At 58.1% G+C, this 24263-nt stretch carries 22 protein-coding genes and 5 tRNA genes; 20 read left to right on the plus strand and 7 right to left on the minus strand.

The genetic code is table 11. The features are described from left to right. Position 1 precedes the first annotated feature (1 nt). Positions 2-973, minus strand: coding sequence for a PTS glucitol/sorbitol transporter subunit IIB (gene srlE, locus MMW58_RS06035; protein WP_241722918.1), 972 nt, complete (start codon positions 971-973; stop codon positions 2-4). Then, positions 970-1533: a PTS glucitol/sorbitol transporter subunit IIC gene (gene srlA / locus MMW58_RS06040; RefSeq protein ID WP_076946057.1), complete on the minus strand. Its 564-nt coding sequence runs from the start codon at positions 1531-1533 to the stop codon at positions 970-972. Before srlA ends, srlE begins: the two co-directional genes overlap by 4 nt. A gap of 298 nt (positions 1534-1831) precedes the next feature. On the opposite strand from srlA, the gene mltB reads away from it, so the two are divergent. From mltB to MMW58_RS06140, 20 genes are all read left to right on the plus strand, one after another. Further along, positions 1832-2908, plus strand: coding sequence for a lytic murein transglycosylase B (mltB, locus tag MMW58_RS06045; protein WP_241722919.1), 1077 nt, complete (start codon positions 1832-1834; stop codon positions 2906-2908). A gap of 215 nt (positions 2909-3123) precedes the next feature. Beyond that, a complete protein-coding gene (locus MMW58_RS06050) occupies positions 3124-3822 on the plus strand; it encodes a metal ABC transporter ATP-binding protein (protein WP_370525550.1) in 699 nt (232 codons plus the stop codon). Further along, the gene (locus MMW58_RS06055) at positions 3819-4682 is read left to right on the plus strand and encodes a metal ABC transporter permease (protein ID WP_095098396.1); all 864 of its coding nucleotides are present in this window, start codon (positions 3819-3821) and stop codon (positions 4680-4682) included. Before MMW58_RS06050 ends, MMW58_RS06055 begins: the two co-directional genes overlap by 4 nt. A gap of 10 nt (positions 4683-4692) precedes the next feature. Next, a complete protein-coding gene (locus MMW58_RS06060; RefSeq protein ID WP_159236297.1) occupies positions 4693-5571 on the plus strand; it encodes a metal ABC transporter substrate-binding protein in 879 nt (292 codons plus the stop codon). 136 nt (positions 5572-5707) lie between these two features. After that, complete coding sequence (pncC, locus tag MMW58_RS06065; protein ID WP_241722920.1) at positions 5708-6205, plus strand: nicotinamide-nucleotide amidase; 498 nt, start codon at positions 5708-5710, stop codon at positions 6203-6205. An 80-nt stretch (positions 6206-6285) separates the two neighbouring features. Beyond that, on the plus strand, positions 6286-7344 hold the full coding sequence (gene recA, locus MMW58_RS06070; protein ID WP_095098387.1) for a recombinase RecA: 1059 nt from the start codon (positions 6286-6288) through the stop codon (positions 7342-7344). Positions 7345-7479: 135 nt separating this feature from the next. Beyond that, positions 7480-7980, plus strand: coding sequence for a recombination regulator RecX (recX, locus tag MMW58_RS06075; RefSeq protein ID WP_241722921.1), 501 nt, complete (start codon positions 7480-7482; stop codon positions 7978-7980). A 254-nt stretch (positions 7981-8234) separates the two neighbouring features. After that, complete coding sequence (gene alaS, locus MMW58_RS06080; protein ID WP_241722922.1) at positions 8235-10862, plus strand: alanine--tRNA ligase; 2628 nt, start codon at positions 8235-8237, stop codon at positions 10860-10862. 239 nt (positions 10863-11101) lie between these two features. Beyond that, entirely contained in the window at positions 11102-11287 is a 186-nt protein-coding gene (csrA, locus tag MMW58_RS06085; RefSeq protein WP_000906486.1) for a carbon storage regulator CsrA, read from the plus strand. A 323-nt stretch (positions 11288-11610) separates the two neighbouring features. Further along, a tRNA-Ser gene (locus tag MMW58_RS06090) sits at positions 11611-11703 on the plus strand. A gap of 4 nt (positions 11704-11707) precedes the next feature. Then, positions 11708-11784: transfer RNA gene (locus MMW58_RS06095), tRNA-Arg, on the plus strand. Between the two features lie 194 nt (positions 11785-11978). Then, positions 11979-12055: transfer RNA gene (locus MMW58_RS06100), tRNA-Arg, on the plus strand. A 95-nt stretch (positions 12056-12150) separates the two neighbouring features. Then, positions 12151-12227: transfer RNA gene (locus tag MMW58_RS06105), tRNA-Arg, on the plus strand. Positions 12228-12452: 225 nt separating this feature from the next. Beyond that, positions 12453-12529 (plus strand) — tRNA-Arg (locus MMW58_RS06110). Positions 12530-13154: 625 nt separating this feature from the next. Beyond that, the gene (locus tag MMW58_RS06115; RefSeq protein WP_095098381.1) at positions 13155-13469 is read left to right on the plus strand and encodes a BON domain-containing protein; all 315 of its coding nucleotides are present in this window, start codon (positions 13155-13157) and stop codon (positions 13467-13469) included. A 126-nt stretch (positions 13470-13595) separates the two neighbouring features. Then, complete coding sequence (yqaB, locus tag MMW58_RS06120; protein WP_241722923.1) at positions 13596-14162, plus strand: fructose-1-phosphate/6-phosphogluconate phosphatase; 567 nt, start codon at positions 13596-13598, stop codon at positions 14160-14162. Continuing rightward, the gene (locus MMW58_RS06125) at positions 14159-14587 is read left to right on the plus strand and encodes a YqaA family protein (protein ID WP_041146862.1); all 429 of its coding nucleotides are present in this window, start codon (positions 14159-14161) and stop codon (positions 14585-14587) included. The genes yqaB and MMW58_RS06125 overlap by 4 nt, the downstream gene beginning before the upstream one ends. Positions 14588-14702: 115 nt before the next feature. Next, a complete protein-coding gene (gene gshA, locus MMW58_RS06130; protein WP_133600331.1) occupies positions 14703-16259 on the plus strand; it encodes a glutamate--cysteine ligase in 1557 nt (518 codons plus the stop codon). 163 nt (positions 16260-16422) lie between these two features. Continuing rightward, entirely contained in the window at positions 16423-16938 is a 516-nt protein-coding gene (gene luxS, locus MMW58_RS06135; protein WP_072051859.1) for an S-ribosylhomocysteine lyase, read from the plus strand. Between the two features lie 51 nt (positions 16939-16989). After that, entirely contained in the window at positions 16990-17754 is a 765-nt protein-coding gene (locus MMW58_RS06140) for an AraC family transcriptional regulator (protein WP_241722924.1), read from the plus strand. On the opposite strand, the gene leuA is transcribed toward MMW58_RS06140, so the two are convergent. The 5 genes from leuA to proX all read right to left on the minus strand — a co-directional run bounded on the left by leuA (position 17736) and on the right by proX (position 24235). After that, on the minus strand, positions 17736-19412 hold the full coding sequence (gene leuA / locus MMW58_RS06145) for a 2-isopropylmalate synthase (RefSeq protein ID WP_241722925.1): 1677 nt from the start codon (positions 19410-19412) through the stop codon (positions 17736-17738). The genes MMW58_RS06140 and leuA overlap by 19 nt on opposite strands. Positions 19413-19559: 147 nt before the next feature. Next, positions 19560-21098: a multidrug efflux MFS transporter permease subunit EmrB gene (gene emrB, locus MMW58_RS06150; protein ID WP_241722926.1), complete on the minus strand. Its 1539-nt coding sequence runs from the start codon at positions 21096-21098 to the stop codon at positions 19560-19562. A 15-nt stretch (positions 21099-21113) separates the two neighbouring features. Then, positions 21114-22286: a multidrug efflux MFS transporter periplasmic adaptor subunit EmrA gene (emrA, locus tag MMW58_RS06155; protein ID WP_241722927.1), complete on the minus strand. Its 1173-nt coding sequence runs from the start codon at positions 22284-22286 to the stop codon at positions 21114-21116. A 123-nt stretch (positions 22287-22409) separates the two neighbouring features. Continuing rightward, the gene (gene mprA, locus MMW58_RS06160) at positions 22410-22946 is read right to left on the minus strand and encodes a transcriptional repressor MprA (RefSeq protein WP_133600324.1); all 537 of its coding nucleotides are present in this window, start codon (positions 22944-22946) and stop codon (positions 22410-22412) included. 293 nt (positions 22947-23239) lie between these two features. Continuing rightward, positions 23240-24235: a glycine betaine/L-proline ABC transporter substrate-binding protein ProX gene (gene proX / locus MMW58_RS06165; protein WP_133600323.1), complete on the minus strand. Its 996-nt coding sequence runs from the start codon at positions 24233-24235 to the stop codon at positions 23240-23242. Between the last annotated feature and the right edge of the window lie 28 nt (positions 24236-24263).

Here is a 24263-nt window from a genome sequence, read left to right on the forward strand (position 1 = left end):
CTTATTGGTAAATAAATCCGGAAACGAACCAGGCGATTAGCACCGTTGGCGCGCCGGTCAGGAAGCGGCTGACCAGCACCGAAGGCACCCCGACGCGCACCGTCTCCTGACGGGCTTCGGCGAGCGACAGGCCGACCGGGATAAAGTCGCAGGCCGCCTGGGCGTTAATCGCAAACAGGGCGGGGAGGGCGAGATGCGGCGGAATATTACCGAGGCCAATCTGCACGCCGATCAGCACGCCGATAACCTGGGCGATAACCGCGCCAGGGCCGAGGAACGGCGACAGCAGCGGGAAGGAGCAGATCAGCGCCAGCGTCACCAGCCCCAGCGGATGGCTGGCGAGCGGCGCCAGGCCGTGGGCAATCCAGTCGCCAATGCCCGAGGCCATGATGATGCCGATCAGCGCCGAGACGAAGGCCATAAACGGCAGGATCGTTTTCAGCACCGTGTCGATGGTGTCGCGCCCGGCCTGGAACAGCACCGCCACGACGGAGCCCATTCCCATACCGACCCTGGCCAGCAGGCCGTCGCTCTGCTCGGTGATTTTTTTACTGGCATCGTAATCGCGACCCGCGGGCTGAAGCGGGGCCGGTTCGTCGGCGCCGGCATCGGCGACGGGGTGGATATTCTCTTCCTTAACGCCTGAGACGTAGATGTCCTCAAGGATATATTGCGCCAGCGGCCCGGACTTGCCGGTGGCGTGGATATTGATGGTCGGAATACGCCGCTTCGGGTAGATGCCGCAGCGCAGGGTGCCGCCGCAGTCAATAATCGCCACGCCGATCTCAGCTTCCGGCGGTTCCCCCTCTTTAAAGCCGTCCACGGCCTGCCAGCCGGTGAGCCGGGCGATCTTGTCGACGATGGCCGGGCGGGTTCCGGCGGTGATATAGACTATTTTTTTGCCTTCGACGGCGTCCAGCTCAAGCGGGCCGCCCCAGCCGCTGGCCCCTTTTTCAATACGAATACGCGTCATGATGCAGCTCCGGACAGATGCACTTTTTGTGCAAGCTGGATGGCCATTTTTTTCTCAAAAATGGAGGTTGTCAGATCGGTCACCCAGCCGCGGAAGAAGTTGGTCACCAGGCCAACCAGCAGATAGCTCACCGCCAGCGGCCCCAGCGGCAGGCCGAGGGTGGTTAAGCCGTTGGCGATCCCGAGATAGACAAACAGCTCGCCGGGGTTGATATGGGGAAACAGGCCGTTCATGGAGTGGCAGCTGTAGGAGGCCGCCGCGTAGTAGCTGGGCTTGTACTTCTCGGGCATAAAGCGCCCCAGGCTCAGGGTCATCGGGTTACAGAAAACGAACGTTCCGATACAGGGCAGCAGCAGGTAGCGGGAGACGGGATTCCCGGCGCAGCGCTGCGCCAGCTTTTCGATCCGCTGCTGGCCGATAAAGTTGATCAGCGCGTTCATGATAACCAGCAGACTGATCAGCAGAGGGAGGATCCCGGTAACCATACCGGTAAAGACCTCGCCCCCCTTCTGAAACAGGCCGATAAACCATTCGGCGCCGTGGGTAATAACTTCAATCATCATTCTCTCCTTTATAGCGTTATTTTTCTTGCTAACTGGCAGCTGATTTTAATCATTTTGAAAGGTTTAAAAGTGTTAAATTGATCGCAAAATGAAAGATAAATATTTTAATTTGAAAGTTTATTGCCGAGGGGATGAAAATCTCACCCTGCAAATTGGCCGGGAAGAGGAGCTTCGGGCGGGGAGAGAGGTGGGACCGGCAGGACTATTTTGTCCGCGAATAGATTGCCGCTTCCTTGTTGACGGCCGCATGCTTTACCATAATTACCCTTTGCCGAATTTGTTAAATGGAAGCCCCATGTTGAAGCGTCGCTATCTGGCACTACTCCCGCTGTGCGTACTCCTCGCTGCCTGTAGCAGCAAACCTAAAGCCACCGCAGCAACGGAGACCACGGGAGGATCCGGTGGCTTCCTGCTGGAGCCGCAGCATAACGTTATGAATATGGGGGGAGATTTCGCCAACAATCCTGCTGCGGAGCAGTTCATCGACAAAATGGTGAGCAAGCACGGATTTGACCGGCAGCAGCTGCACGAAATTCTCTCCCAGGCTAAGCGTCTGGATTACGTCCTGCGCCTGATGGACCGCCAGGCGCCGAGCGGACTGCCGCCGTCCGGGCCGAACGGCGCGTGGCTGCGCTACAAAAAACAGTTCATCACCCCGGATAATGTGCAAAACGGCGTGGCGTTCTGGAATCAGTATCAGGATGCGCTGAACCGCGCCTGGCAGGTCTACGGCGTACCGCCGGAAATCATTGTCGGTATTATTGGCGTGGAAACCCGCTGGGGGCGCGTGATGGGGAAAACCCGCATTCTTGACGCCCTGGCGACGCTCTCCTTCAGCTATCCGCGACGCGCTGAGTACTTCTCCGGCGAGCTGGAAACCTTCCTGCTGATGGCGCGTAGCGAAAGCGACGATCCGCTGAACCTTAAAGGCTCCTTCGCCGGCGCCATGGGCTACGGCCAGTTTATGCCCTCCTCGTACCGCCAGTATGCGGTGGATTTCAACGGCGACGGGCATATCAACCTGTGGGACCCGGTGGATGCGATCGGCAGCGTGGCCAACTACTTCAAGCAGCACGGCTGGGTGAGCGGCGATCTGGTCGCGGTACCGGCAATGGGTCAGGCCCCGGGTCTGGAGAACGGCTTTAAGACCAATTACAGCGTATCGCAGCTGACGGCGGCCGGCCTGACGCCAACGCAGCCGCTGGGTAACCATCAGCAGGCGAGCCTGCTGCGCCTCGATATTGGTACCGGCTACCAGTACTGGTACGGGCTGCCGAACTTCTACACCATCACCCGCTATAACCACAGCACCCACTACGCGATGGCCGTCTGGCAGCTCGGCCTGGCCGTTTCTCAGGCCCGCGGACAGTAAGCCTGCCCCGAGACTTCCCTCTGCCCGGAGGGGAGTCTGTTACATTTTGCAGCATTTCCCTTCGTTGACGCTGATTTACATTATTCCGCCGATCCAATAGTGTTATGTTATAACATATTGACTGAGGCAAAGATGTTCACTTCTCTTTTTTCAAGCTCCGCCGCGCTGCGCGTGGGCTTCGCCTGCGTCCTGCTGGCGCTGCTGTGGCTGGCGACATGGTGGGCGGTAACCTTGCCATGATTGAACTGGAAAACCTGGTTGCCGGGTATGACGAGCTGGCGATTACCCCGGCGCTGAGCGGCGTTATCGCCGCGGGCAGCCTGATGGCTATTGTCGGTCTGAACGGCTGCGGTAAATCGACTTTATTAAAAACGCTGGCCGGGTTTATTCCCCCGGTGAGCGGCCGCCTGCACTGGCGCGCGTCGCGCCCGGTTATCGGCTGGCTGGCGCAGCGGCATTCGCTGGAATCACAGTTTCCCCTCGTGGTTCGGGACGTGGTGAGCCAGGGCGCCTGGCCGCAGGTCTCGCTTCTGAGCGGACTGCGCGGTGAGCTTCGCCGGCGCATTGACGCGGCGCTGGATCGCGTCGGCCTGGCGTCAATGGCGAAAACGCCGATTGAAGCGCTTTCCGGCGGGCAGTTTCAACGCATGCTGTTTGCCAGGGTGATGGTCCAGCAGGCTCCGCTGGTGATGCTCGATGAACCCTTTACCGGGATCGATGAGTCGACCAGCCGCGAGCTGATGACGCTGATCCTTGAGATGCACCGGCAGGGACAGACCGTGCTGGCGGTGCTGCACGATAATCAGCGCGTCGCCGAATATTTCCCGGAAACCCTGCTGCTGGAGCCGAGGAATGCCCGCTGGGGCGAGACCGGCGATGTGCTTCCCGCCTTCGATTCCGCGAGGCTGGCATGATCTGGCACACCTTCTTTCAACCTTTTATCGAATTCGGCTTTATGCGCCGGGCGCTGGTGGTGTGCCTGGCGCTCTCGCTGAGCACCACCATGCTCGGGGTTTTCCTGCTGCTGCGACGCATGAGCCTGATGGGCGATGCCCTGTCGCATGCGATTTTGCCCGGCGTCGCGGTGGGCTATCTGCTTAACGGCATGTCGCTGCTGGCGATGTCGGTGGGCGGTTTTATCGCCGGCATTGCGGTAGCGCTGGTGGCGGGGTGGGTCAGCCGCCGCACGCCGCTTAAAGAAGATGCCAGCTTCGCCGGGTTTTATCTGGGCTCGCTGGCGCTGGGGGTGACGCTGGTTTCGCTGCGTGGCTCCAGCGTCGATCTGCTGCATTTGCTGTTTGGTTCGATTCTGGCGGTGGATAACGACGCGGCGCTGTTCGTCGCCGGGGTTGCCAGCCTGACGCTGATTTGCATCGCGCTGCTCTATCGCGGGCTGGTGAGCGAGGCCTTTGACAGCGCGTGGCTGCAGGTGAATAACCGCCGGCTGCCCGCGCTACTGCACGGCCTGTTTCTGGCGCTGCTGGTGCTGAACCTGGTGGCGGGTTTTCAGGTGCTGGGCACCCTGATGGCGGTGGGGGTGATGATGCTCCCGGCGGTGGCCGCCTGCTGCTGGGCGCGAACGCTGCCCGCCATCCTGCTGCTGGCGGCGCTGATCGGCAGCGCCTGCGCCTGGATGGGGCTCAGCCTGTCGTGGGCGGCGAATTTGCCCGCCGGCCCCGCCATCGTGCTGACCGCCAGCGGGATCTTTTTTATTTCGGTGTTTTTTGGCACGCGCAGCCGGCTGGTGGTCGGCTGGCGCAAATTAATGGGGTAAGGAAAATATGATGAAACGTACCGGGGTAGTTTTAGCGCTGGCGCTGGGCCTGGCGGCGCAGGGGGCGATGGCGAAAACGCTCAACGTGGTCAGCAGCTTTTCGGTGCTGGGCGATATCGTGCAGCAGGTTGGCGGCGAGCATGTTCATGTCGATACGCTGGTTGGTCCCGACGGCGACCCGCACACCTTTGAGCCATCGCCGCAGGACAGCGCTTTACTCAGCAAGGCCGACGTGGTGGTGGTTAATGGCCTCGGGCTGGAGGGGTGGGTCGATCGGCTGATTAAAGCATCGGGATTCAAAGGCGAGCTGGTGGTGGCATCGACGGGCGTAAAAACGCATACCCTCGATGAGGACGGGAAAACGGTGACCGATCCGCACGCCTGGAACAGCGCCGCCAACGGCGCGCTTTACGCGCAAAATATCCTCAGCGGGCTGGTCAAAGCCGACCCTGAGGATAAAGCGGCGCTTGAGGTCTCCGGCAAGCGCTATATCGGCCAGCTCAACGAGATTCACGGCTGGGCGAAGAACCAGTTCAGCGCCATTCCGCAGGCGAAACGTAAGGTTTTGACCAGCCATGACGCGTTTGGCTACTTTGGGCGCGCCTACGGGGTGACCTTCCTTGCGCCGCAGGGGCTGTCATCGGAAAGCGAAGCCAGCGCCGCGCAGGTTGCGGCGCTGATTAAACAGATTAAAGCCGATAACGTGCACACCTGGTTTATGGAAAACCAGCTCGACCCGCGGCTGGTGAAGCAGATTGCCAACGCGACGGGCGCGCAGCCGGGCGGCGAGCTCTATCCGGAGGCGTTGTCAAAACCGGGCGGCGTGGCGGACAGCTACGTGAAAATGATGCGTCATAACGTCGAGCTGATTTCCGGCAGCATGAAGTAAAGCACTATTTTACGGTCCCGGCCCTCGGGACCGTCCTTTTTCGGAAGCCCCCTCGTAAATTCATCTCCCGATCCCCACATCTGTGCTGAAAGTGCTATCTTTGATGGCCTCTTTATCTGGCTTAAACGGGGCGACGATGACAGATTCGGAATTAATGCAGCTGAGTGAGCGGGTTGGGCAGGCGCTGAAGGCGCAGGGCGCGACGGTGAGCACGGCTGAATCCTGTACCGGCGGCTGGATTGCTAAAGTGCTTACCGATATCGCCGGCAGCTCGGCGTGGTTTGAGCGCGGTTTTGTCACCTACAGCAATGAAGCTAAATCACAGATGATTGGCGTCAGCGAAGCGACGTTAGCTGAGCACGGCGCGGTGAGCGAACCGGTGGTGGTGGAGATGGCTGTTGGCGCACTGCGCGCCGCGCGCGCCACCTACGCGATCTCGGTGAGCGGCATTGCCGGGCCGGATGGCGGCAGCGCAGAAAAGCCCGTCGGAACGGTGTGGTTTGGCGTCGCCTGCGCCAACGGGCAGGGGATCACGCAGCGCGAATGTTTCGCCGGAGACCGTGAGTCGGTGCGCCGTCAGGCCACGGCCTACGCCCTGCAGCTCCTCTGGCAACAATTTCTACAAAACACTTGATACTGTATGAGCATACAGTATAATTGCCTCAACAGAACAGAATTCACTACCCGGTTCCACCCGGCATGACAGGAGTAATAATGGCTATCGACGAAAACAAACAGAAAGCGTTGGCGGCAGCACTGGGCCAGATCGAAAAACAGTTCGGTAAAGGCTCCATCATGCGCCTGGGTGAAGACCGTTCCATGGACGTGGAAACTATCTCCACCGGCTCGCTTTCACTGGATATCGCCCTGGGCGCCGGCGGTCTGCCAATGGGCCGTATCGTCGAGATCTACGGGCCAGAATCTTCCGGTAAAACGACGCTGACTCTGCAGGTTATCGCCGCCGCGCAGCGTGAAGGTAAAACCTGTGCCTTTATCGATGCAGAGCACGCGCTGGATCCGGTGTATGCCCGCAAGCTGGGCGTAGATATCGACAACCTGCTGTGTTCTCAGCCGGATACCGGCGAACAGGCGCTTGAGATCTGTGACGCGCTGGCGCGCTCTGGCGCGGTAGACGTGCTGGTGGTCGACTCCGTTGCGGCGCTGACGCCGAAAGCGGAAATCGAAGGCGAGATCGGCGACTCTCACATGGGCCTCGCGGCGCGTATGATGAGCCAGGCAATGCGTAAGCTGGCCGGTAACCTGAAGCAGTCCAACACGCTGCTGATCTTCATCAACCAGATCCGTATGAAAATCGGCGTGATGTTCGGTAACCCGGAAACCACCACCGGCGGTAACGCGCTGAAATTCTACGCCTCCGTGCGTCTGGATATCCGCCGTATCGGTGCGGTAAAAGATGGCGATAACGTCATTGGCAGCGAAACCCGCGTGAAGGTCGTGAAGAACAAAATCGCCGCGCCGTTCAAGCAGGCGGAGTTCCAGATCCTTTACGGCGAAGGCATCAACTTCTTCGGCGAGCTGGTCGATCTGGGCGTGAAAGAGAAGCTGATTGAAAAAGCGGGCGCCTGGTACAGCTATAACGGCGACAAAATTGGTCAGGGTAAAGCGAACGCTATCTCCTGGCTGAAAGAGAACCCGGCTGCGGCGAAAGAGATCGAGAAGAAAGTTCGTGAGCTGCTGCTGAACAACCAGGACTCCACGCCGGACTTCGCGGTTGACGGTAAAAGCGAAGAAGCAAGCGAACAGGATTTCTGATACCTTCAGGTAATGGTCTCCTGAATAGTTCAGGTTGCAGGGCTGGCAGGGCCAGCGTGCATGCGATTTGAAATAAGACGGGAAAACAAGGGGCTGCTTATGCGGCCCTTTTGCTTTTTGATTATCGAGGTGCTCGTGACTGAATCTTCATCCCGCCGTTCCGGCTACGCCCGCCTGCTGGATCGCGCGATTCGTATTCTGGCAATGCGCGACCATAGCGAACAGGAGCTGCGGCGCAAGCTGGCCGCGCCGGTCATGGGGAAAAATGGCCCCGAGGCGCTGGACGTTACGCCGGAAGAGGTCGATCGCGTTGTGGGCTGGTGCATCGAAAACCGCTACCTCGATGACCAGCGCTTTGTCCGCCAGTTTATTGCCAGCCGGAGCCGCAAAGGCTACGGTCCGGCGCGCATCCGCCAGGAGCTGAACCAGAAAGGTATCGCCCGCGAAGAGAGCGAGCGCGCAATGCGCGAGTGCGAAATCGACTGGGCGCTGCTGGCGAAAGAGCAGGCGCAGAGAAAGTATGGCGATCCGCTCCCCACCGTATTTGCAGAAAAAGTTAAAATACAGCGCTTTTTGCTGTACCGCGGCTACTTAATGGAAGATATCCAGGAAATCTGGCGAAATTTTGCAGATTGACCCATCGGGGATTTTACTTCCCCGTAAAGAAAACTTATCTTATTCCCACTTTATTCCGTCCGGCCGCTGGCTGTTTAAAAGGCAATCAGCGCCCAGGACGATTATTCCTTATACACAAAATCATTCACGCCGCATCAAGGCGGCAACGGAGTGAGTCCCTGGGGCGTACGCAGGTACGTGACGGAGGTGAACGCGCGCAGCCAGCGTCGAGGCGGCGTGAAGGATGAAGTGTATAGCTTGATTTCAGGATAATTATGAGCAAGAGCACTGCTGAGATCCGTCAGGCGTTTCTCGATTTTTTCCATAGTAAGGGACATCAGGTAGTTGCCAGCAGCTCCCTGGTGCCGCACAACGACCCGACCCTGCTGTTTACCAACGCCGGGATGAACCAGTTCAAGGATGTGTTCCTTGGCCTCGACAAGCGTAATTATTCCCGTGCGACCACCTCGCAGCGCTGCGTTCGTGCGGGTGGCAAACACAACGATCTGGAAAACGTCGGCTATACCGCGCGCCACCACACCTTCTTTGAAATGCTGGGCAACTTCAGCTTCGGCGACTACTTTAAGCAGGATGCCATCAAGTACGCATGGGAGCTGTTAACAGGCGAAAGCTGGTTCGCTCTGCCGAAAGAAAAGCTGTGGGTAACCGTTTACGAAACCGATGACGAAGCTTTCGACATCTGGGCCAACGAGGTTGGCGTTCCGCGTGAGCGCATTATTCGCATTGGCGACAATAAAGGCGGCGCGTTTGCCTCCGATAACTTCTGGCAGATGGGCGATACCGGCCCTTGTGGCCCGTGCACCGAAATCTTCTTTGACCACGGCGACCACATCTGGGGCGGCCCTCCGGGAAGCGCGGAAGAGGACGGCGATCGCTACATTGAGATCTGGAACATCGTCTTCATGCAGTTTAACCGCCAGGCCGACGGTACCATGGAGCCGCTGCCGAAGCCGTCCGTTGATACCGGTATGGGCCTTGAGCGTATCGCCGCCGTTCTGCAGCACGTGAACTCCAACTATGATATCGACCTGTTCCGTCAACTGATCGAGAGCGTGGCAAAAGTGACCGGCGCCACCGATCTGACCAACAAGTCGCTGCGCGTGATTGCCGATCATATTCGCTCCTGTGCGTTTCTGATCGCTGATGGCGTGATCCCGTCGAATGAGAACCGCGGCTACGTGCTGCGTCGTATCATTCGTCGTGCCGTCCGCCACGGCAATATGGTCGGTGCAAAGGATACCTTCTTCTGGAAGCTGGTTGCGCCGCTGATTGAGGTCATGGGCTCCGCTGGCGAAGAGCTGAAGCAGCAGCAGGCTCAGGTTGAGCAGGTTCTGAAAACGGAAGAAGAGCAGTTTGCCCGCACTCTGGAACGCGGCCTGGCGCTGCTGGACGAAGAGCTGGCTAAGCTGAAAGGCGACACCCTGGACGGCGAAACGGCCTTCCGTCTGTACGATACCTACGGCTTCCCGGTTGACCTGACTGCGGACGTGTGCCGCGAGCGCAATATCAAAGTTGACGAAGCGGGCTTCGAAGCGGCAATGGAAGAGCAGCGCCGTCGCGCGCGTGAGTCCAGCGGTTTCGGCGCCGACTACAACGCGATGATTCGCGTTGAGGGCGCTTCTGAGTTTAAAGGCTACGATAGCCTGGAGCTGAACGGCAAGGTCACCGCGCTGTTCATCGACGGCAAAGCGGTTGATACCGTCAGCGCCGGTCAGGAAGCGGTTGTTATTCTGGATCAGACGCCGTTCTATGCCGAGTCCGGCGGCCAGGTCGGCGATAAGGGCGAGCTGAAAGGCGCGGGCTTCTCGTTCACCGTCAGCGATGCGCAGAAGTACGGCCAGGCGATTGGTCATATCGGTAAAGTGGCCGGCGGTACCCTGAAAGTGGGGGACGCGGTGCAGGCCGATGTCGATCGCGCTCGCCGCCAGCGTATCCGTCTGAACCACTCCGCGACCCACCTGATGCATGCCGCGCTGCGCCAGGTTCTCGGTACGCACGTGGCTCAGAAAGGCTCTCTGGTAAATGACAAGGCGCTGCGCTTTGACTTCTCGCATTTTGAAGCGATGAAGCCGGAAGAGATCCGCGCGGTTGAAGATTTGGTCAATGCGCAAATTCGCCGCAACCTGCCTATCGAAACCAACATCATGGATATCGATGCGGCTCGCGAATCTGGCGCCATGGCGCTGTTCGGCGAGAAGTATGATGATCGCGTTCGCGTCCTGAAAATGGGTGATTTCTCCACCGAGCTGTGCGGCGGGACTCACGCTGCGCGGACCGGCGATATCGGCCTGTTCCGCATCACCTCCGAATCCGGGACCGCCGCGGGCGTGCGCCGTATTGAGGCGGTGACCGGTGAGGGCGCGATTGCGAGCCTGCATTCCCAAAGCGATCTGCTGGGCGATATCGCACAGCTGCTGAAGGGCGATAGCCATAACCTCGGCGACAAGGTACGCTCCGCGCTGGAACGTACCCGCCAGCTGGAAAAAGAGCTGCAGCAGCTGAAAGAGCAGGCGGCAGCGCAGGAGAGCGCAAACCTCTCCAGCAAAGCGGAAGAGATTAACGGCGTTAAGCTGCTGGTCAGCGAGCTGGTCGGCGTTGAGCCAAAAATGCTGCGTACCATGGTTGACGATCTGAAGAACCAGCTGGGTTCAACGGTTGTAGTGTTAGCCACGGTTGCGGATGGTAAGGTTTCTCTGATTGCCGGTGTGTCTAAGGATGTGACAGATCGCGTGAAGGCAGGGGAGCTGGTTGGTATGGTCGCTCAGCAGGTGGGCGGTAAAGGGGGCGGTCGTCCGGATATGGCTCAGGCCGGTGGTACCGATGCGTCTGCTCTCCCTGCTGCGTTAGCCAGTGTGAAAGGCTGGGTAAGCGCAAAACTGTAATAACTATAAACGCATAGGTGCCGTGATCTTCGGATTACGGTATCTTGCAAGAGAAGCACTGATAACGATAAAGTCGGGTTGAAGTTGTGTATATCGGCTAAACTTAGGTTTAACAGAATGTGATGCCATGACTGCGGTACGCCGTGAGGCGTTTGTCATCGCTTACTTTTTGGCGTTATATGATGGATAATGCCGGGATACGAGAGACCCGACTCTTTTAATCTTTCAAGGAGCAAAGAATGCTGATTCTGACTCGTCGAGTTGGTGAGACCCTCATGATTGGAGATGAGGTCACTGTGACAGTTTTAGGGGTTAAGGGTAACCAGGTACGTATTGGCGTTAATGCCCCTAAAGAAGTCTCCGTGCATCGTGAAGAGATCTACCAGCGTATCCAGGCTGAAAAATCCCAGCAGTCCAGTTACTAAGGTTTTCGCGCCTCGCGATTTCGTGAGGCGCATCCCATCGCCAGCCGATTTATCTCTCTTTTCTACTCCCGACGCCTCTCTTTTCCGTTACTTGTCCATCGTCCGTTGCGTTTATCTTTTGCTTTTAGCTGGTCCTAACCCCTGAATTTCTGTTGATTAAACGCTCTTTTTGCCGTTTTTGCAGGCTGATTGCGCGGTAAGTGTGCAAACGGAAAAAGGTCTCGAAAAATTGTTTGACTTATAAGTACCAGAAAGTAATATGTGCGCCATCGCAGCGACGAAGAGCAGAAACAAGTTCTTCGAAGCACTCGAAAGAGGCGTGTGGTGAGGTGGCCGAGAGGCTGAAGGCGCTCCCCTGCTAAGGGAGTATGCGGTCAAAAGCTGCATCCGGGGTTCGAATCCCCGCCTCACCGCCATTTTGCATCCGTAGCTCAGCTGGATAGAGTACTCGGCTACGAACCGAGCGGTCGGAGGTTCGAATCCTCCCGGATGCACCATCTTCTCTGAGATAACAGCAATCCTGTTGTTTCATGGTCTGCGAGATAGCCGCAAGCACCAGGGAAGATAACGCTGCATCAGCAGCGGCCCGTAGGGCGAGCACAGTGAGTCATCCTCCCGGATGCACCATCTTGTGAAGCGTGGCAATGGTTAATTTGCGGCGCTTGCTGGTAGTAAAGAAGTTCTCCCTGATGCATCCGTAGCTCAGCTGGATAGAGTACTCGGCTACGAACCGAGCGGTCGGAGGTTCGAATCCTCCCGGATGCACCATCTTCTTCGAGATAACAGCACTTTTGTTGTTTCATGGTCTGCGAGATAATCGCCAGTGCCAGGGAAGTTAACGTAGTAAAGAAGTTCTCCCTGATGCATCCGTAGCTCAGCTGGATAGAGTACTCGGCTACGAACCGAGCGGTCGGAGGTTCGAATCCTCCCGGATGCACCATCTTCTTCGAGATAACAGCTATTCTGTTGTTTCATGGTCTGCGAGATAATCGCCAGTACCAGGGAGGATAACGTCGCATAAGCGACGGCCCGTAGGGCGAACCCAGTGAGTCATCCTCCCGGATGCACCATCTTCTCCGAGATAACAGCCATTCTGTTGTTTCAAGGTCTGCGAGATAGTCGCCAGCGCCAGGGAAGTTAACGTAGTAAAGAAGTTCCCCCTGATGCATCCGTAGCTCAGCTGGATAGAGTACTCGGCTACGAACCGAGCGGTCGGAGGTTCGAATCCTCCCGGATGCACCATCTTCTTCGAGATAACAGCTATTCTGTTGTTTCAAGGTCTGCGAGATAATCGCCAGTACCAGGGAGGATAACGTCGCATAAGCGACGGCCCGTAGGGCGAACCCAGTGAGTCATCCTCCCGGATGCACCATCTTCTCCTGAACTAATCCCAACATTATTGCTTCATGGTCTGCGAAAAAACCTCCAACACCAGGGAGGATAACGTCGCATAAGCGACGGCCCGTAGGGCGAACCCAGTGAGTCATCCTCCCGGATGCACCATCTTCTCCTGAACTAATCCCAACATTATTGCTTCATGGTCTGCGAAAAAACCTCCAACACCAGGGAGGATAACGTCGCATAAGCGACGGCCCGCAGGGCGAACCCAGTGAGTCACCCTCTCGGATGCACCATCTTCTCCGAGATAACAGCAATCCTGTTGCCTCATGGTCTGCGAGACAATCGGCAGCATCATCTCCTCCCGGTTAGCCAATTTTCTTACCCAAAAAACCTCTTAGCCGCTGTCTTTTAGCTGTTTCTGCACGCTCTTGCGCACTTTTTAATATTGGCAAGTTGCTCTTTCCACTATAATTTACCCCTGTATATCGACCTGATTCGGGTGAGATGAGTGCAAGGAGAGAAATCCATGAAATGGTTCAAAGCAATACCTGCCTTTTGCGCGACGCTTCTGGTTGCCGTATCTCTGGCTGGCTGTGCCGGATCGGCCACGAAGGAAAGTACCGGCGGCTATATCGACGACACCGTCGTGACCACCAAAGTCAAAACCGCGCTGTTTAACGAAAAAGAGATTAAATCCACTGAAATTAGCGTGCAGACCTTCAAAGGCCGCGTTCAGCTGAGCGGCTTTGTTTCGTCGCAGAAGGATGCTAATCGCGCCGTAGAGGTGACCCGCAGAGTGCAGGGCGTTCGTTTGGTTGAGAATGATTTGAAAATCAAATAAGCCGGTGCACCGCTATGATAAAGGCGCCCCGTGGCGCCTTTGCTGCTTTTGCCCCCGCCTCCGCCCGCGACAATATGCGCCTTTTGCGATAAAGTAATCTTTCCCTAACCGGTTTGTGAGAACACGATGTACGAACGCTACGCAGGACTTATCTTTGATATGGATGGCACTATCCTTGATACCGAGCCGACGCATCGTAAGGCCTGGCACGAGGTTCTGGGTCGTTGCGGAATGCGTTTCGACGAGCAGGCGATGGTCGCGCTCAACGGTTCTCCGACCTGGCGTATTGCCCAGGTGATTATCGAAATGAACCAGGCGGATTTAGACCCCCATCGCCTGGCTTTGGAGAAAACCAACGCCGTCAAGGCGATGCTGCTGGATAGCGTGCGCCCCTTACCGCTGATTGAGGTGGTAAAAGAGTGGCACGGCCGCCGGCCGATGTCGGTTGGCACCGGCAGCGAAAGCGCCGTTGCGGAGGCTCTGCTGGCCCATCTCGGCCTGCGTCACTACTTCTCAGCGGTGATTGCCGCCGATCACGTCACCAACCACAAGCCTGCTCCCGATACCTTCCTGCTGTGCGCCGAGCGCATGGGCGTTGCGCCGGAAAAATGCGTGGTGTTTGAAGACGCTGACTTTGGTCTGCAGGCCGCACGGCGCGCGGGGATGGATGCTGTCGACGTTCGGCTGCTGTGAGCGACGCGCTATCGCTGATATCGCTGTTTGCCAGTAGCTTTCTCAGCGCCACGCTGCTTCCCGGTAACTCGGAAGTTGTGCTGGTTGCTATGCTGCTTACGGGAGCGAGCCAACCGTGGGCGCTGGTATTAATAGCAACAATCGGCAATAGCCTTGGAGGGGTAACTAACGTTATTCTGGGGCGCCTGTTTCCGCTGCGCAAAACGTCGCGCTGGCAGGAGAGGGCATCCGGCTGGCTAAAGCGCTACGGCGCGGTCACATTATTATTAAGCTGGACGCCGGTGATCGGCGATTTGCTGTGTTTACTGGCGGGATGGATGCGCATTTCCTGGGGACCAGTGCTCTTTTTTTTATGCCTTGGTAAAGCGCTACGCTATATCGTCATTGCGCTGGTCACGCTTCAGGGCATGACATGGTGGCACTAATTGTGGAGCTGAGGCACTCCCGGCAGGCGGTAACAATAACCTTTGCTGGAATAACCTGGATGGTCACCATTACAATTATGCTTATTCAAATGATTTCGACAGGCGGGAGGTCAAATTGATCCCGGACGTATCACAGGCGCTGGCCTGGCTGGAAAAAAATCCGCAGGCGCTAAAGGGCATTCATCGCGGCCTTGAGCGCGAAACGCTGCGCGTTAACGCCGATGGCTCGCTGGCCACTACCGGCCATCCTCAGGCATTGGGTTCGGCGCTGACCCATAAATGGATTACCACCGATTTCGCTGAAGCTTTGCTGGAGTTTATTACGCCGGTTGATGGCGATATTCAGCACATGCTGACTTTTATGCGCGATGTTCATCGCTATACCGCCCGCCATATCGGCGATGAGCGGATGTGGCCGCTGAGCATGCCCTGCTATATTGCTCCGGGCCAGGACATCGAACTGGCGCAGTACGGCACCTCGAATATTGGCCGTCTGAAAACGCTGTACCGAGAAGGGCTGAAAAACCGCTACGGCGCGCTGATGCAAACCATCTCCGGCGTGCACTATAACTTCTCTCTGCCGATGGCGTTCTGGCAGGCGAAGTGCGGCGTTGAGGACGAGGAAAGCGGGAAAGAGGCCATTTCGGCGGGCTATTTCCGCTCAATCCGCAACTACTACCGCTTTGGCTGGGTGATCCCGTATCTGTTCGGCGCTTCCCCGGCGATTTGCTCCTCTTTCCTGCAGGGGAAACCGACCACGCTGCCGTTTGAGAAAGCGGAAAACGGCATGTATTACCTGCCGTACGCAACCTCCCTGCGCCTGAGCGACCTCGGCTATACCAATAAGTCGCAAAGCAATCTCGGAATTACGTTTAACGATCTGCAGGAGTATGTGGCAGGATTGAAGCGGGCGATTAAAACCCCGTCGCAGGAGTATGCGGAAATTGGCCTAGAGAAAGACGGCAAGTACCTGCAAATTAACAGTAATATTCTGCAGATTGAAAACGAGCTCTATGCGCCAATCCGCCCGAAACGCGTGACCCGCAGCGGCGAGACGCCGTCTGACGCGCTGCTGCGCGGCGGAATCGAATATATCGAAGTTCGTTCACTGGATATCAACCCGTTCTCGCCGATTGGCGTTGACGAGCAGCAGGTGCGCTTCCTCGATCTGTTTATGGTCTGGTGCGTGCTGGCCGATGCGCCAGAAATGAGCAGCGACGAGCTGCTGTGTACGCGCACTAACTGGAATCGGGTGATTCTTGAAGGGCGTAAGCCGGGCCTGACGCTGGGAATTGGCTGCGAAAGCGCGCAGTTCCCGCTGGCTAAGGTGGGTAAAGACCTGTTCCGTGATTTGCGCCGCGTTGCGCAGATTCTGGACGGCATTCACGGCGGCGACGCCTATCAGCAGGTGTGCGATGAGCTGGTTGCCAGCTTCGACGATCCGGAATTAACTTTCTCGGCGCGCATTCTGCGTTCTATGCTTGAAGAAGGGATTGGCGGCACCGGTAAGGAGCTGGCCGATCGGTATCGTACGATGCTGCGGGAAGAGCCGCTGGAGATTTTACGCGAAGAGGATTTCATTACCGAGCGTGAAGCGTCAGCCGTGCGTCAGCAGAAGGTAGAAGCGGAAGATAGCGAACCGTTTAGCGCTCTGTTAGCGAGACACGCGTAGCAAAAAGCGGTACAAAAGAAAAAGGCCACATCAATGTGGCCAAACTTTCATCTCTGATTCAGGGATGATGATGATAATAAATGCGCGTCTTTCACATACTCAGACTAGCGGGTGTAAAAAGAGTTCATTTTATTTTAAAAAAAATCACTATCGGAGGTGAAGAATGCCGTTGTTAGATAGTTTCACAGTCGACCATACCCGAATGGAAGCCCCTGCGGTGCGCGTCGCGAAGAAAATGAACACGCCGCACGGCGATGAAATTACCGTTTTCGATCTGCGTTTTTGCATACCGAATCAGGAAGTGATGCCGGAAAGAGGCATTCACACGCTTGAGCACCTGTTCGCGGGCTTTATGCGCGACCATCTCAACGGTAAGGGTGTGGAAATTATCGATATCTCTCCGATGGGCTGCCGCACGGGCTTCTATATGAGCCTGATCGGTACGCCGGACGAGCAGCGCGTAGCGGATGCCTGGAAAGCGGCAATGGCCGACGTGCTGAAGGTAAAAGAGCAGAGCCAGATCCCTGAGCTCAACGTTTACCAGTGCGGTACCTACACCATGCACTCGCTGGAAGAAGCTCAGGACATCGCGCGTCATATTCTTGAGCGCGACGTACGCATCAACAGCAATGACGAGCTGGCGCTGCCGAAAGAAACGCTGCAAGAACTGCATATCTAGTTCTTCTGCCACGGCCCGGCGATAGCGTCGGGCCGATATCCTCACGCCGCGATGTCGACGACTTCCCGCTTCTCCTTTCAGCATCGCTCCCTGGTGCCCTTTGCCCATGATTACGCCCATGGCGATAGCGAGCCGTGGCATCAGCACGACTGCGTCCAGCTGCTGCATATCCTGAGCGGCGTGGTGCGGGTTGAGACGCCGGCTGGCTACTGGGTCGTCCCGCCGGGGCGCGGCGTTTGGCTGCCGGCGGGTACGCCCCACGCGCTGCGGATCACCGGCGCAGTTGCGGCGCGCACGCTGTTTATCGATCCCCTTGCCCGCGCCGATCTGCCGTCATCGTGCCAGATCGTGCAGATCTCCCCGCTGCTGCGCGAGCTGATCGTCACCTCGCTGACGCTGGCCGAACGCTACGATCCCGGCAGCCGCGACGAGCGCGTCTATGAATTAATTCTTGATGAGATCCGCGGCATGGCCGTGCTGCCCTTTGGCCTGATCGAACCGCAAAGCGAGGCGCTGCGCCGGCTATGTCAAAAGGTCCGCGAAACGCCGGGCGACGCCTGGAGCTGCGTCCAGGCGGCAAAAGAGAGCAATATGAGCGAGCGGACGCTCAACCGCCACTTCCAGCAGCAGACAACGCTGACCTGGAGCGAATGGGTGCGCCGGGCGAAACTAATGGAAGCGCTGGTGCGCCTGGCGCAGGGGCAGTCTGTCCTGCGGGTGGCGCTGGACCTTGGCTACGGCAGCCACAGCGCCTTCAGCGCCATGTTCCGCCGGGTGATGGGGATGGCCCCCAGCGATTACTTCCGCTCGCCGTAGCGATCGCCGCCGCTGAGCGCATTGCACAGCGCCTGCAGCGAGGCGCGGGCGACATCGTTATCGATCCCGACCCCCCAGCGGCTGTCGCCATTCGGGAAGACACAGCGGATATAGGCCACCGAACGGCTGTCGCTGCGCTCGCCGAGGGTATGCTCGTGATAATCCTTAATCACAAACTGTTGCTTAAGCAGCGCGCTCAGCCCGCTTGCCGCGGCAGAGAGCAGCCCGTTGCCGTTCCCCTGCAGCCTGCGGCTCTCTCCGCAGGCCCTGAGCGTCGCCTGCAGCGAGAGCTGGCCGTCCTGCTGGCTGTCGCTTTTATAATCCAGCAGCGCCAGCGGCGGTGCCGCCACCAGGCCGTAGCGCTCGCGGAACAGCTGCCACAGGGCGTTTTGCGTCATCTCCTTGCCGTGGCTATCGGTTTCGCGCTGCACGTGCAGGCTGAAATCCTGCTGCAGCATGCGGGGCAGCTTTAAGCCGTGATTCTGCTCAATCAGCCATGCGCTGCCGCTCTTACCCGACTGGCTGTTGACGCGGATAACCGCCTCATAGCTGCAGCCAATATCCTGCGGGTCGACGGGCAGGTAGGGCATCTGCCAAACTTCACCGGGCCGGCGGGCGTCGAAACCTTTCTTAATCGCATCCTGATGCGAGCCGGAAAATGCGGTATAGGCGAGGCTTCCCGCCCACGGATGGCGCGGGTGAACCGGCAGCTGGTTGCAGCTCTCGACAATCTCCACGACCCGCTTCATCTCCGGGAAGGTGAGCTGAGGATCGACGCCCTGGCTGTAGAGATTCATGGCGAGGGTGACCAGACAGACGTTGCCGGTGCGCTCGCCGTTACCAAACAGGCAGCCTTCAACGCGATCGGCGCCGGCCATCACCGCCAGCTCGGCGCTGGCAACGCCGGTTCCGCGGTCGTTATGCGGGTGGACGCTGATGCAGACGTCGGCGCGTCGCGAGAAGTGACGGCAAAAATACTCAATTTGATCGGCATAGACGTTGGGGGTGTTGACCTCCACGGTGGCGGGCAGGTTGATGATCATCGGGCGTTCGGCGCAGGGCTGCCAGATGTCCGCCACCGCTTCGCAGATCTCCAGCGCAAACTCAGGTTCGGTAAAGCAGAAGGTTTCCGGCGAATACTCATACTGCCAGCGCGTTTGCGGCTGCCGTTCGCACTGCTGGCGGATCAGCCGGGTGGCGCGGGTCGCCAGCTCAACCACCTGCGCTTTTTCCATACCGAAGACCAGCCGGCGAAACAGCGGCGCGGTGGCGTTATACAGATGCACGGTGGCGCTGTGGGCGTCGCGCAGCGATTCGAAGGTGCGCAGGATTAAATCCTCCCGCGCCTGGGTCAGCACCTGAATGGTGACGTCCTCGGGGATACGCTGCTCCTCAATCAGCTGGCGAACGAAGTTGAAATCAGTCTGCGATGCGGACGGGAAGGCGACTTCAATCTCTTTGAATCCACACTCCAGCAGCAGGTTCCAGAACTGCAGCTTGCGCGCGCCGTCCATCGGCTCCGCCAGCGCCTGGTTGCCGTCGCGCAGGTCGGTAGAGAGCCAGCGCGGCGCGTGGGCAATTTGCCGGTCCGGCCAGCGGCGGTCGGGCAAGGATATCACCGGCGAGGGGCGATACTTTTGGTGAGGATTTTTCAGCATGATGAGCTCCTTGAGTTGGATCTCTATCCTGCACGACAAGGAGAGCGGGGCGCTTTAGCGCAGTGGACAGAAGCTAGCGCAAACTGGACAGGCAGGCGTTTTTATCGGCCAATAAAAAAGGGATCCGCAGATCCCTTAGTATTAACGCTAGTGCGCACCGCCTCCGCCGCCGCCCGCGCTGAACGGCGGTCGGGCAAACCACACCAGGCCTAACAGCAGGATAAAGATCCCCGCCGAGACCCAGAATATTTCGTTGGCGGAAATAATCAGCCCCTGGTTGGTTATCTGCTGGGCTATCCAGCCGGACGCCTGCTGCTGGGTCATCCCCAGCCCCTGCAGCTGGTCATACATCTGCTGGGCGTTAGGGTTGTAGGGCGTGACCGACTCGGTGAGCTGCGCGTGGTGCAGCGCCTCGCGGTTGGTCCACATGGTGGTGGTTATCGAGGTCCCGATAGAGCCCGCCAGCGTACGGGTGAAGTTCGACAGGCTCGAGGCCGCCGCCAGCCGCTCCGCCGGCAGGCCGGACAGGGTGATGGTGGTCAGCGGCATAAAGAAGCAGGCCACCGCGAAGCCCTGGATAAACTGCGGCCATGCCGAGGCGCCGAAGTCCATCCCCGGTTCGAAGGTCCATGCGCGCCAGTAGAAGCACACCGCATACATGATAAAGCTGAAGGTCACCAGCCGACGCATATCGAGCTTATGGGCAAAGCGGCCGATGATCGGCGAGAGAATGACCGGGATCACCCCCACCGGCGCCGACGCCAGACCCGCCCAGGTCGCGGTGTAGCCATAGACCTCCTGCAGCAGCTGCGGCAGCAGAACGATAGCGCCGAAGTAGAGCATATAGGCGAGGCTGATGCACAGGCAGCCGATGGTGAAGTTTCGCGACTTAAATAGCGAAAGGTCGACTATCGGGTTCTCATCGGTAAGCTCCCAGACGATAAGGAAGCTGATGGCCACCACCGCCACCACCGTCAGGACGATAATCTCCGTGGAGGCGAACCAGTCCAGCTCCTTACCGCGATCGAGCATCACCTGCAGGCTGCCGATGCCAACCACCAGCAGCGCCAGCCCGACGCCGTCGATGCGCCTCTGCTCGGTGCGGGTTTCCCGGCTGCGCAGGGTTTGCAGCGTCATGATCACCACCGCAACGCCGATCGGGACGTTGATAAAGAATATCCAGCCCCAGTGGTAGTTGTCGCTGATATAGCCGCCGAGGATCGGCCCGCAGATGGGCGCCACGATCACCGTCATCGACCACAGCGCCAGGGCGATGGAGCGTTTTGCCGGCGGGTAGTTGTTGAGCAGCAGGCTCTGCGATAGCGGGATCAGCGGACCGGCGACGATCCCCTGAATCACGCGGAAGAAAATCAGCATCGTCAGGCTGTTGGACATGCCGCAGGCCCAGGAGGCGATGGCAAATGCCACCGTCGACCACAGGAACAGCTTCACTTCACCCACGCGTTTTGCCAGCCAGCCGGTTATCGGAATGGAGATGGCGTTGGCCACCCCAAACGAGGTAATCACCCAGGTGCCCTGGCTCAGGGACGAGCCAAGGTTACCGGCGATGGTTGGGATAGCCACGTTGGCGATAGTGGAGTCCAGCACCTGCATGAAGGTCGCAAGCGACAGCGCGATGGTCATGATGACCAGCTGCGCGCCCTCCAGCGGTTTTTGCTGTTGCATTACGCTCACCCCGAATTATCCGGCGTTAGCCTGGATGATGCCGTCGATCAGTTTATTCACCGGCTCAAGGGCGATTTCGCGGGCATTGCTTTCATAAGCCGGGTCTTTACGCGTCTGGTTAGCCAGCACCTCGCCGTCGCGGTTGGTGGTATCCACCTCAACCAGCGTGGAGAGGCCAATACGCAGCGGGTGCGCCGCCAGCTGCTTCTCATCGAGCTCGATACGCACCGGCAGACGCTGGACGACTTTAATCCAGTTCCCGGTGGCGTTCTGCGCCGGCAGCAGGGAGAAGGCGCTGCCGGTCCCCATATCCAGCCCTACGACCTTACCGGTGTATTTCACCTCGTCGCCGTAGATATCGCTGATTACGGTGGCCGGCTGGCCGATGCGCATATGCGCCAGCTGGGTCTCTTTAAAGTTGGCGTCGACCCACAGATTGGTTGCCGGCACGACCGCCATCAGCGGGGTGGTCGGGCTTATCTGCGCGCCGGGCTGCACCGCACGACGGGAAACGTAGCCGCTAATCGGGCTGACGATCTGCGTACGCTGCAGGGCCAGCCAGGCGTTACGGACGTCGGTGGCCGCCTGCAGAACGGCAGGCTGCTGCTCGAGGCGGGTCCCCAGAACGATGGCCTGGTTGGCGTTAAACTGCTGCACCGCCACGTCGAGCTCGGCCTGGGCACTGGCGACGGTATCACGAGCGTGCTGGAGCTCCTCGCGGCCGATCAGGTTAGCGGCGCCCAGAGGAATGCGGCGGTTGAGGTCGGTTTGCGCCTGCGAGAGCGCGGTTTTTTTGACGTCGATATTGGCCTGCAGCTGCTTGCTGTTGATCATCGACTGACGGGTTTGACGCACGCTGGCGGCCAGCTGGGTCTGCGCTTTCTCAAACGCCTGCTGGGCATCAGTCCGGTCGAGGGTGACCAGAGGATCGCCTTTCTGCACAAAATCGGTGTTGTCGGCCCAGACTTTCGTCACGCTGCCGGACACCTGCGCCATGATTTGAACCTGATTCCCTGCCACATAGGCGTCATCGGTCTCTTCATAATGACGCAGTACCAAAAACCAATAAATCCCGTATGCCACGGCAACAATAATAAAGAGCAATGTCAGCAGCAGAAGGGCACCCTTGCGCTTCCCTTTCTTGCTGCCCGGTTGCTGCGGGATTTGGCTCTCCGCATTTGCGCTCATGTTATTCTCCACGATCTTATTATTTCACATCGGCTGGGCCGACCTGTTTATCAGAAAGGCCAGCAGAAGATCTGCTGGCCTGGTCTGTTTTTCCTTGTCAATTCAGAAAGATTTCGAGCGGTGCTACGCCTGGCGCAGCGACTCCGCAAGCACGCCGTTTTCTTCCATCTGGTCAAGACGACCAAGCAGTTTACGGGTGATGTGCTCGAGCTGATCTTTTTCGCTGGTGCTTAAAGAAGACCAGAGCTGATGCAGGCAGTTATGCTGCGGAGGCAGAACCTCGCGCAAAAACTGATGACCTTTATCGGTAAGCTGCAGATGCAGACAGCGGCGATCGTTATCGCTTTCACGGCGTTCAATCCAGCCGCGTTTTTCCAGCTCGTCGGCAATGCGGGTGGCGTTGGTACGTGACGACCCCAGGGCGCAGCTCAGCTCGGAGGGCTGAATGCTGTGGTTTTCCTGAGATTCCAGGGTGATTAGCGCCATAAATAATGTCTCGTTAATTCCCTGCGCTTTCAGCATTTTATTGCGATTTTCCAGTAGCTTACCTTGCATGTGCATGCAGAGGCGAGTTAACAGAATCTCCTGGAAAGGGAAATCTTCGTGACGGCTGGCGCGGAATTTGAGCATTTGCTCAATGGGAGTAAACGAACTATCCATTTGGGTATGACCTCATTAATTACAGCCGATATAATAACTATTGTGACAAATAAATCAAATGAATTATTGACTACAATTGATACGTTAAACCTCTAGCCAGGAATAAAATCTCTTTGCCGGTTCGTAGGTTAGCGCACATGCGTGACGGGAGATAGTGAGGCGGCAGGAGCGGAGGTGGTTTTGTGGAATAGCGAAAGAGAAGCGGTGCCCGGGCAGGGCGCAGAAGGCGAAACCCGGGAACCTCCGGCGGCGTGATGCGCGCCGGAGCTGCATGGCAATCTGACGAAGGCGGATTATTTCTGCGCCGCCAGCGCCTCTTTCAGCCAGCCGTCAAACTGCTGCTGGTGGGCTTTGATCCAGCCGTCAACGTGGCCCTGGATATCCGCTTCTGAAGCGTGACCTTCGTGCATCATCGCATTCTCGGCGTTAATGTCGGCAATCGGCAGCTTCATGATGCTGAACAGCTTCGCCGCCGCCGGGTTTTTCTCGGCCCAGGCTTTGTTGGCCACAATGTGCATGGTGCTCACCGGGAAGCCGTAGTTGGCGCCGTTAGCCAGTTTGGTATCGATGTTCTTCTGCACGCCCGGCAGGGAGGAGAACGGTACCTGCAGCCAGACCACGTCTTTACCCGGCTTCAGCACGTCGCTGACCCAGTACGGCGTCCAGGTGTAATAAATCACCGGCTTGCCTTCTTTATAGCGAGCGATGGTATCGGCCATCATCGCGGCATAGTTACCCTGGTTGTGCACCACGGTGTTGCTCAGGCCATAGGCATCAAGCTGGTGGTTAATCACCGCTTCACAGCCCCAGCCCGGCGTACAGCCGGTGAGATCGGCCTTACCGTCGCCGTTGGTATCAAACAGTTTGGCGATTTTCGGGTCTTTCAGCTGATCGATAGATTTAATGTGATACTGCTCGGCGGTTTTCTTATCAATCAGGTAGCCCTGCGCCGCGCCGTTCACAAAAACGCCTTCGCGGTAGAAGCTCTTGTCCCCGCCTGCCGCGGCGTACATGTCGTCATGCAGCGGCTGCCAGTTAACGGCGGTAAAGGTGGCGTCGCCGGAGGCGAGCGAGGTGTAGCCGACGTTGTAGTCAACTTCGCTCGGCTTATCGACGGTGTAGCCCAGCTTCTCCAGCGCGCGGCTGACCAGCAGGGTCTGGAAGGTCTCTTCGGTGATGGTGCTCTGAATCGGTTTGACGGTGATGCCTTTACCCGGCAGGTCGGCGGCAACGGCGCCGGTAGAAAGGAGAGCGGTGAACGCTGTGGCAAGAATCGCTGTATGTCGCATCGTTGTTCCTCATAAATAAGAAAGGATG

The organism is Klebsiella sp. HC6 (genome assembly GCF_022605325.1).
In the GTDB taxonomy this organism is placed as follows: domain Bacteria; phylum Pseudomonadota; class Gammaproteobacteria; order Enterobacterales; family Enterobacteriaceae; genus Klebsiella; species Klebsiella terrigena.

Coding starts and splice junctions, on each gene's coding strand:
- srlE (WP_241722918.1), bottom strand. CDS start 973: ATGACGCGTATTCGTATTGAAAAAGGGGCCAGCGGCTGGGGCGGCCCG.
- srlA (WP_076946057.1), bottom strand. CDS start 1,533: ATGATTGAAGTTATTACCCACGGCGCCGAATGGTTTATCGGCCTGTTT.
- mltB (WP_241722919.1), top strand. CDS start 1,832: ATGTTGAAGCGTCGCTATCTGGCACTACTCCCGCTGTGCGTACTCCTC.
- MMW58_RS06050 (WP_370525550.1), top strand. CDS start 3,124: ATGGTGGGCGGTAACCTTGCCATGATTGAACTGGAAAACCTGGTTGCC.
- MMW58_RS06055 (WP_095098396.1), top strand. CDS start 3,819: ATGATCTGGCACACCTTCTTTCAACCTTTTATCGAATTCGGCTTTATG.
- MMW58_RS06060 (WP_159236297.1), top strand. CDS start 4,693: ATGAAACGTACCGGGGTAGTTTTAGCGCTGGCGCTGGGCCTGGCGGCG.
- pncC (WP_241722920.1), top strand. CDS start 5,708: ATGACAGATTCGGAATTAATGCAGCTGAGTGAGCGGGTTGGGCAGGCG.
- recA (WP_095098387.1), top strand. CDS start 6,286: ATGGCTATCGACGAAAACAAACAGAAAGCGTTGGCGGCAGCACTGGGC.
- alaS (WP_241722922.1), top strand. CDS start 8,235: ATGAGCAAGAGCACTGCTGAGATCCGTCAGGCGTTTCTCGATTTTTTC.
- csrA (WP_000906486.1), top strand. CDS start 11,102: ATGCTGATTCTGACTCGTCGAGTTGGTGAGACCCTCATGATTGGAGAT.
- MMW58_RS06115 (WP_095098381.1), top strand. CDS start 13,155: ATGAAATGGTTCAAAGCAATACCTGCCTTTTGCGCGACGCTTCTGGTT.
- yqaB (WP_241722923.1), top strand. CDS start 13,596: ATGTACGAACGCTACGCAGGACTTATCTTTGATATGGATGGCACTATC.
- luxS (WP_072051859.1), top strand. CDS start 16,423: ATGCCGTTGTTAGATAGTTTCACAGTCGACCATACCCGAATGGAAGCC.
- MMW58_RS06140 (WP_241722924.1), top strand. CDS start 16,990: ATGTCGACGACTTCCCGCTTCTCCTTTCAGCATCGCTCCCTGGTGCCC.
- leuA (WP_241722925.1), bottom strand. CDS start 19,412: ATGCTGAAAAATCCTCACCAAAAGTATCGCCCCTCGCCGGTGATATCC.
- emrB (WP_241722926.1), bottom strand. CDS start 21,098: ATGCAACAGCAAAAACCGCTGGAGGGCGCGCAGCTGGTCATCATGACC.
- emrA (WP_241722927.1), bottom strand. CDS start 22,286: ATGAGCGCAAATGCGGAGAGCCAAATCCCGCAGCAACCGGGCAGCAAG.
- mprA (WP_133600324.1), bottom strand. CDS start 22,946: ATGGATAGTTCGTTTACTCCCATTGAGCAAATGCTCAAATTCCGCGCC.
- proX (WP_133600323.1), bottom strand. CDS start 24,235: ATGCGACATACAGCGATTCTTGCCACAGCGTTCACCGCTCTCCTTTCT.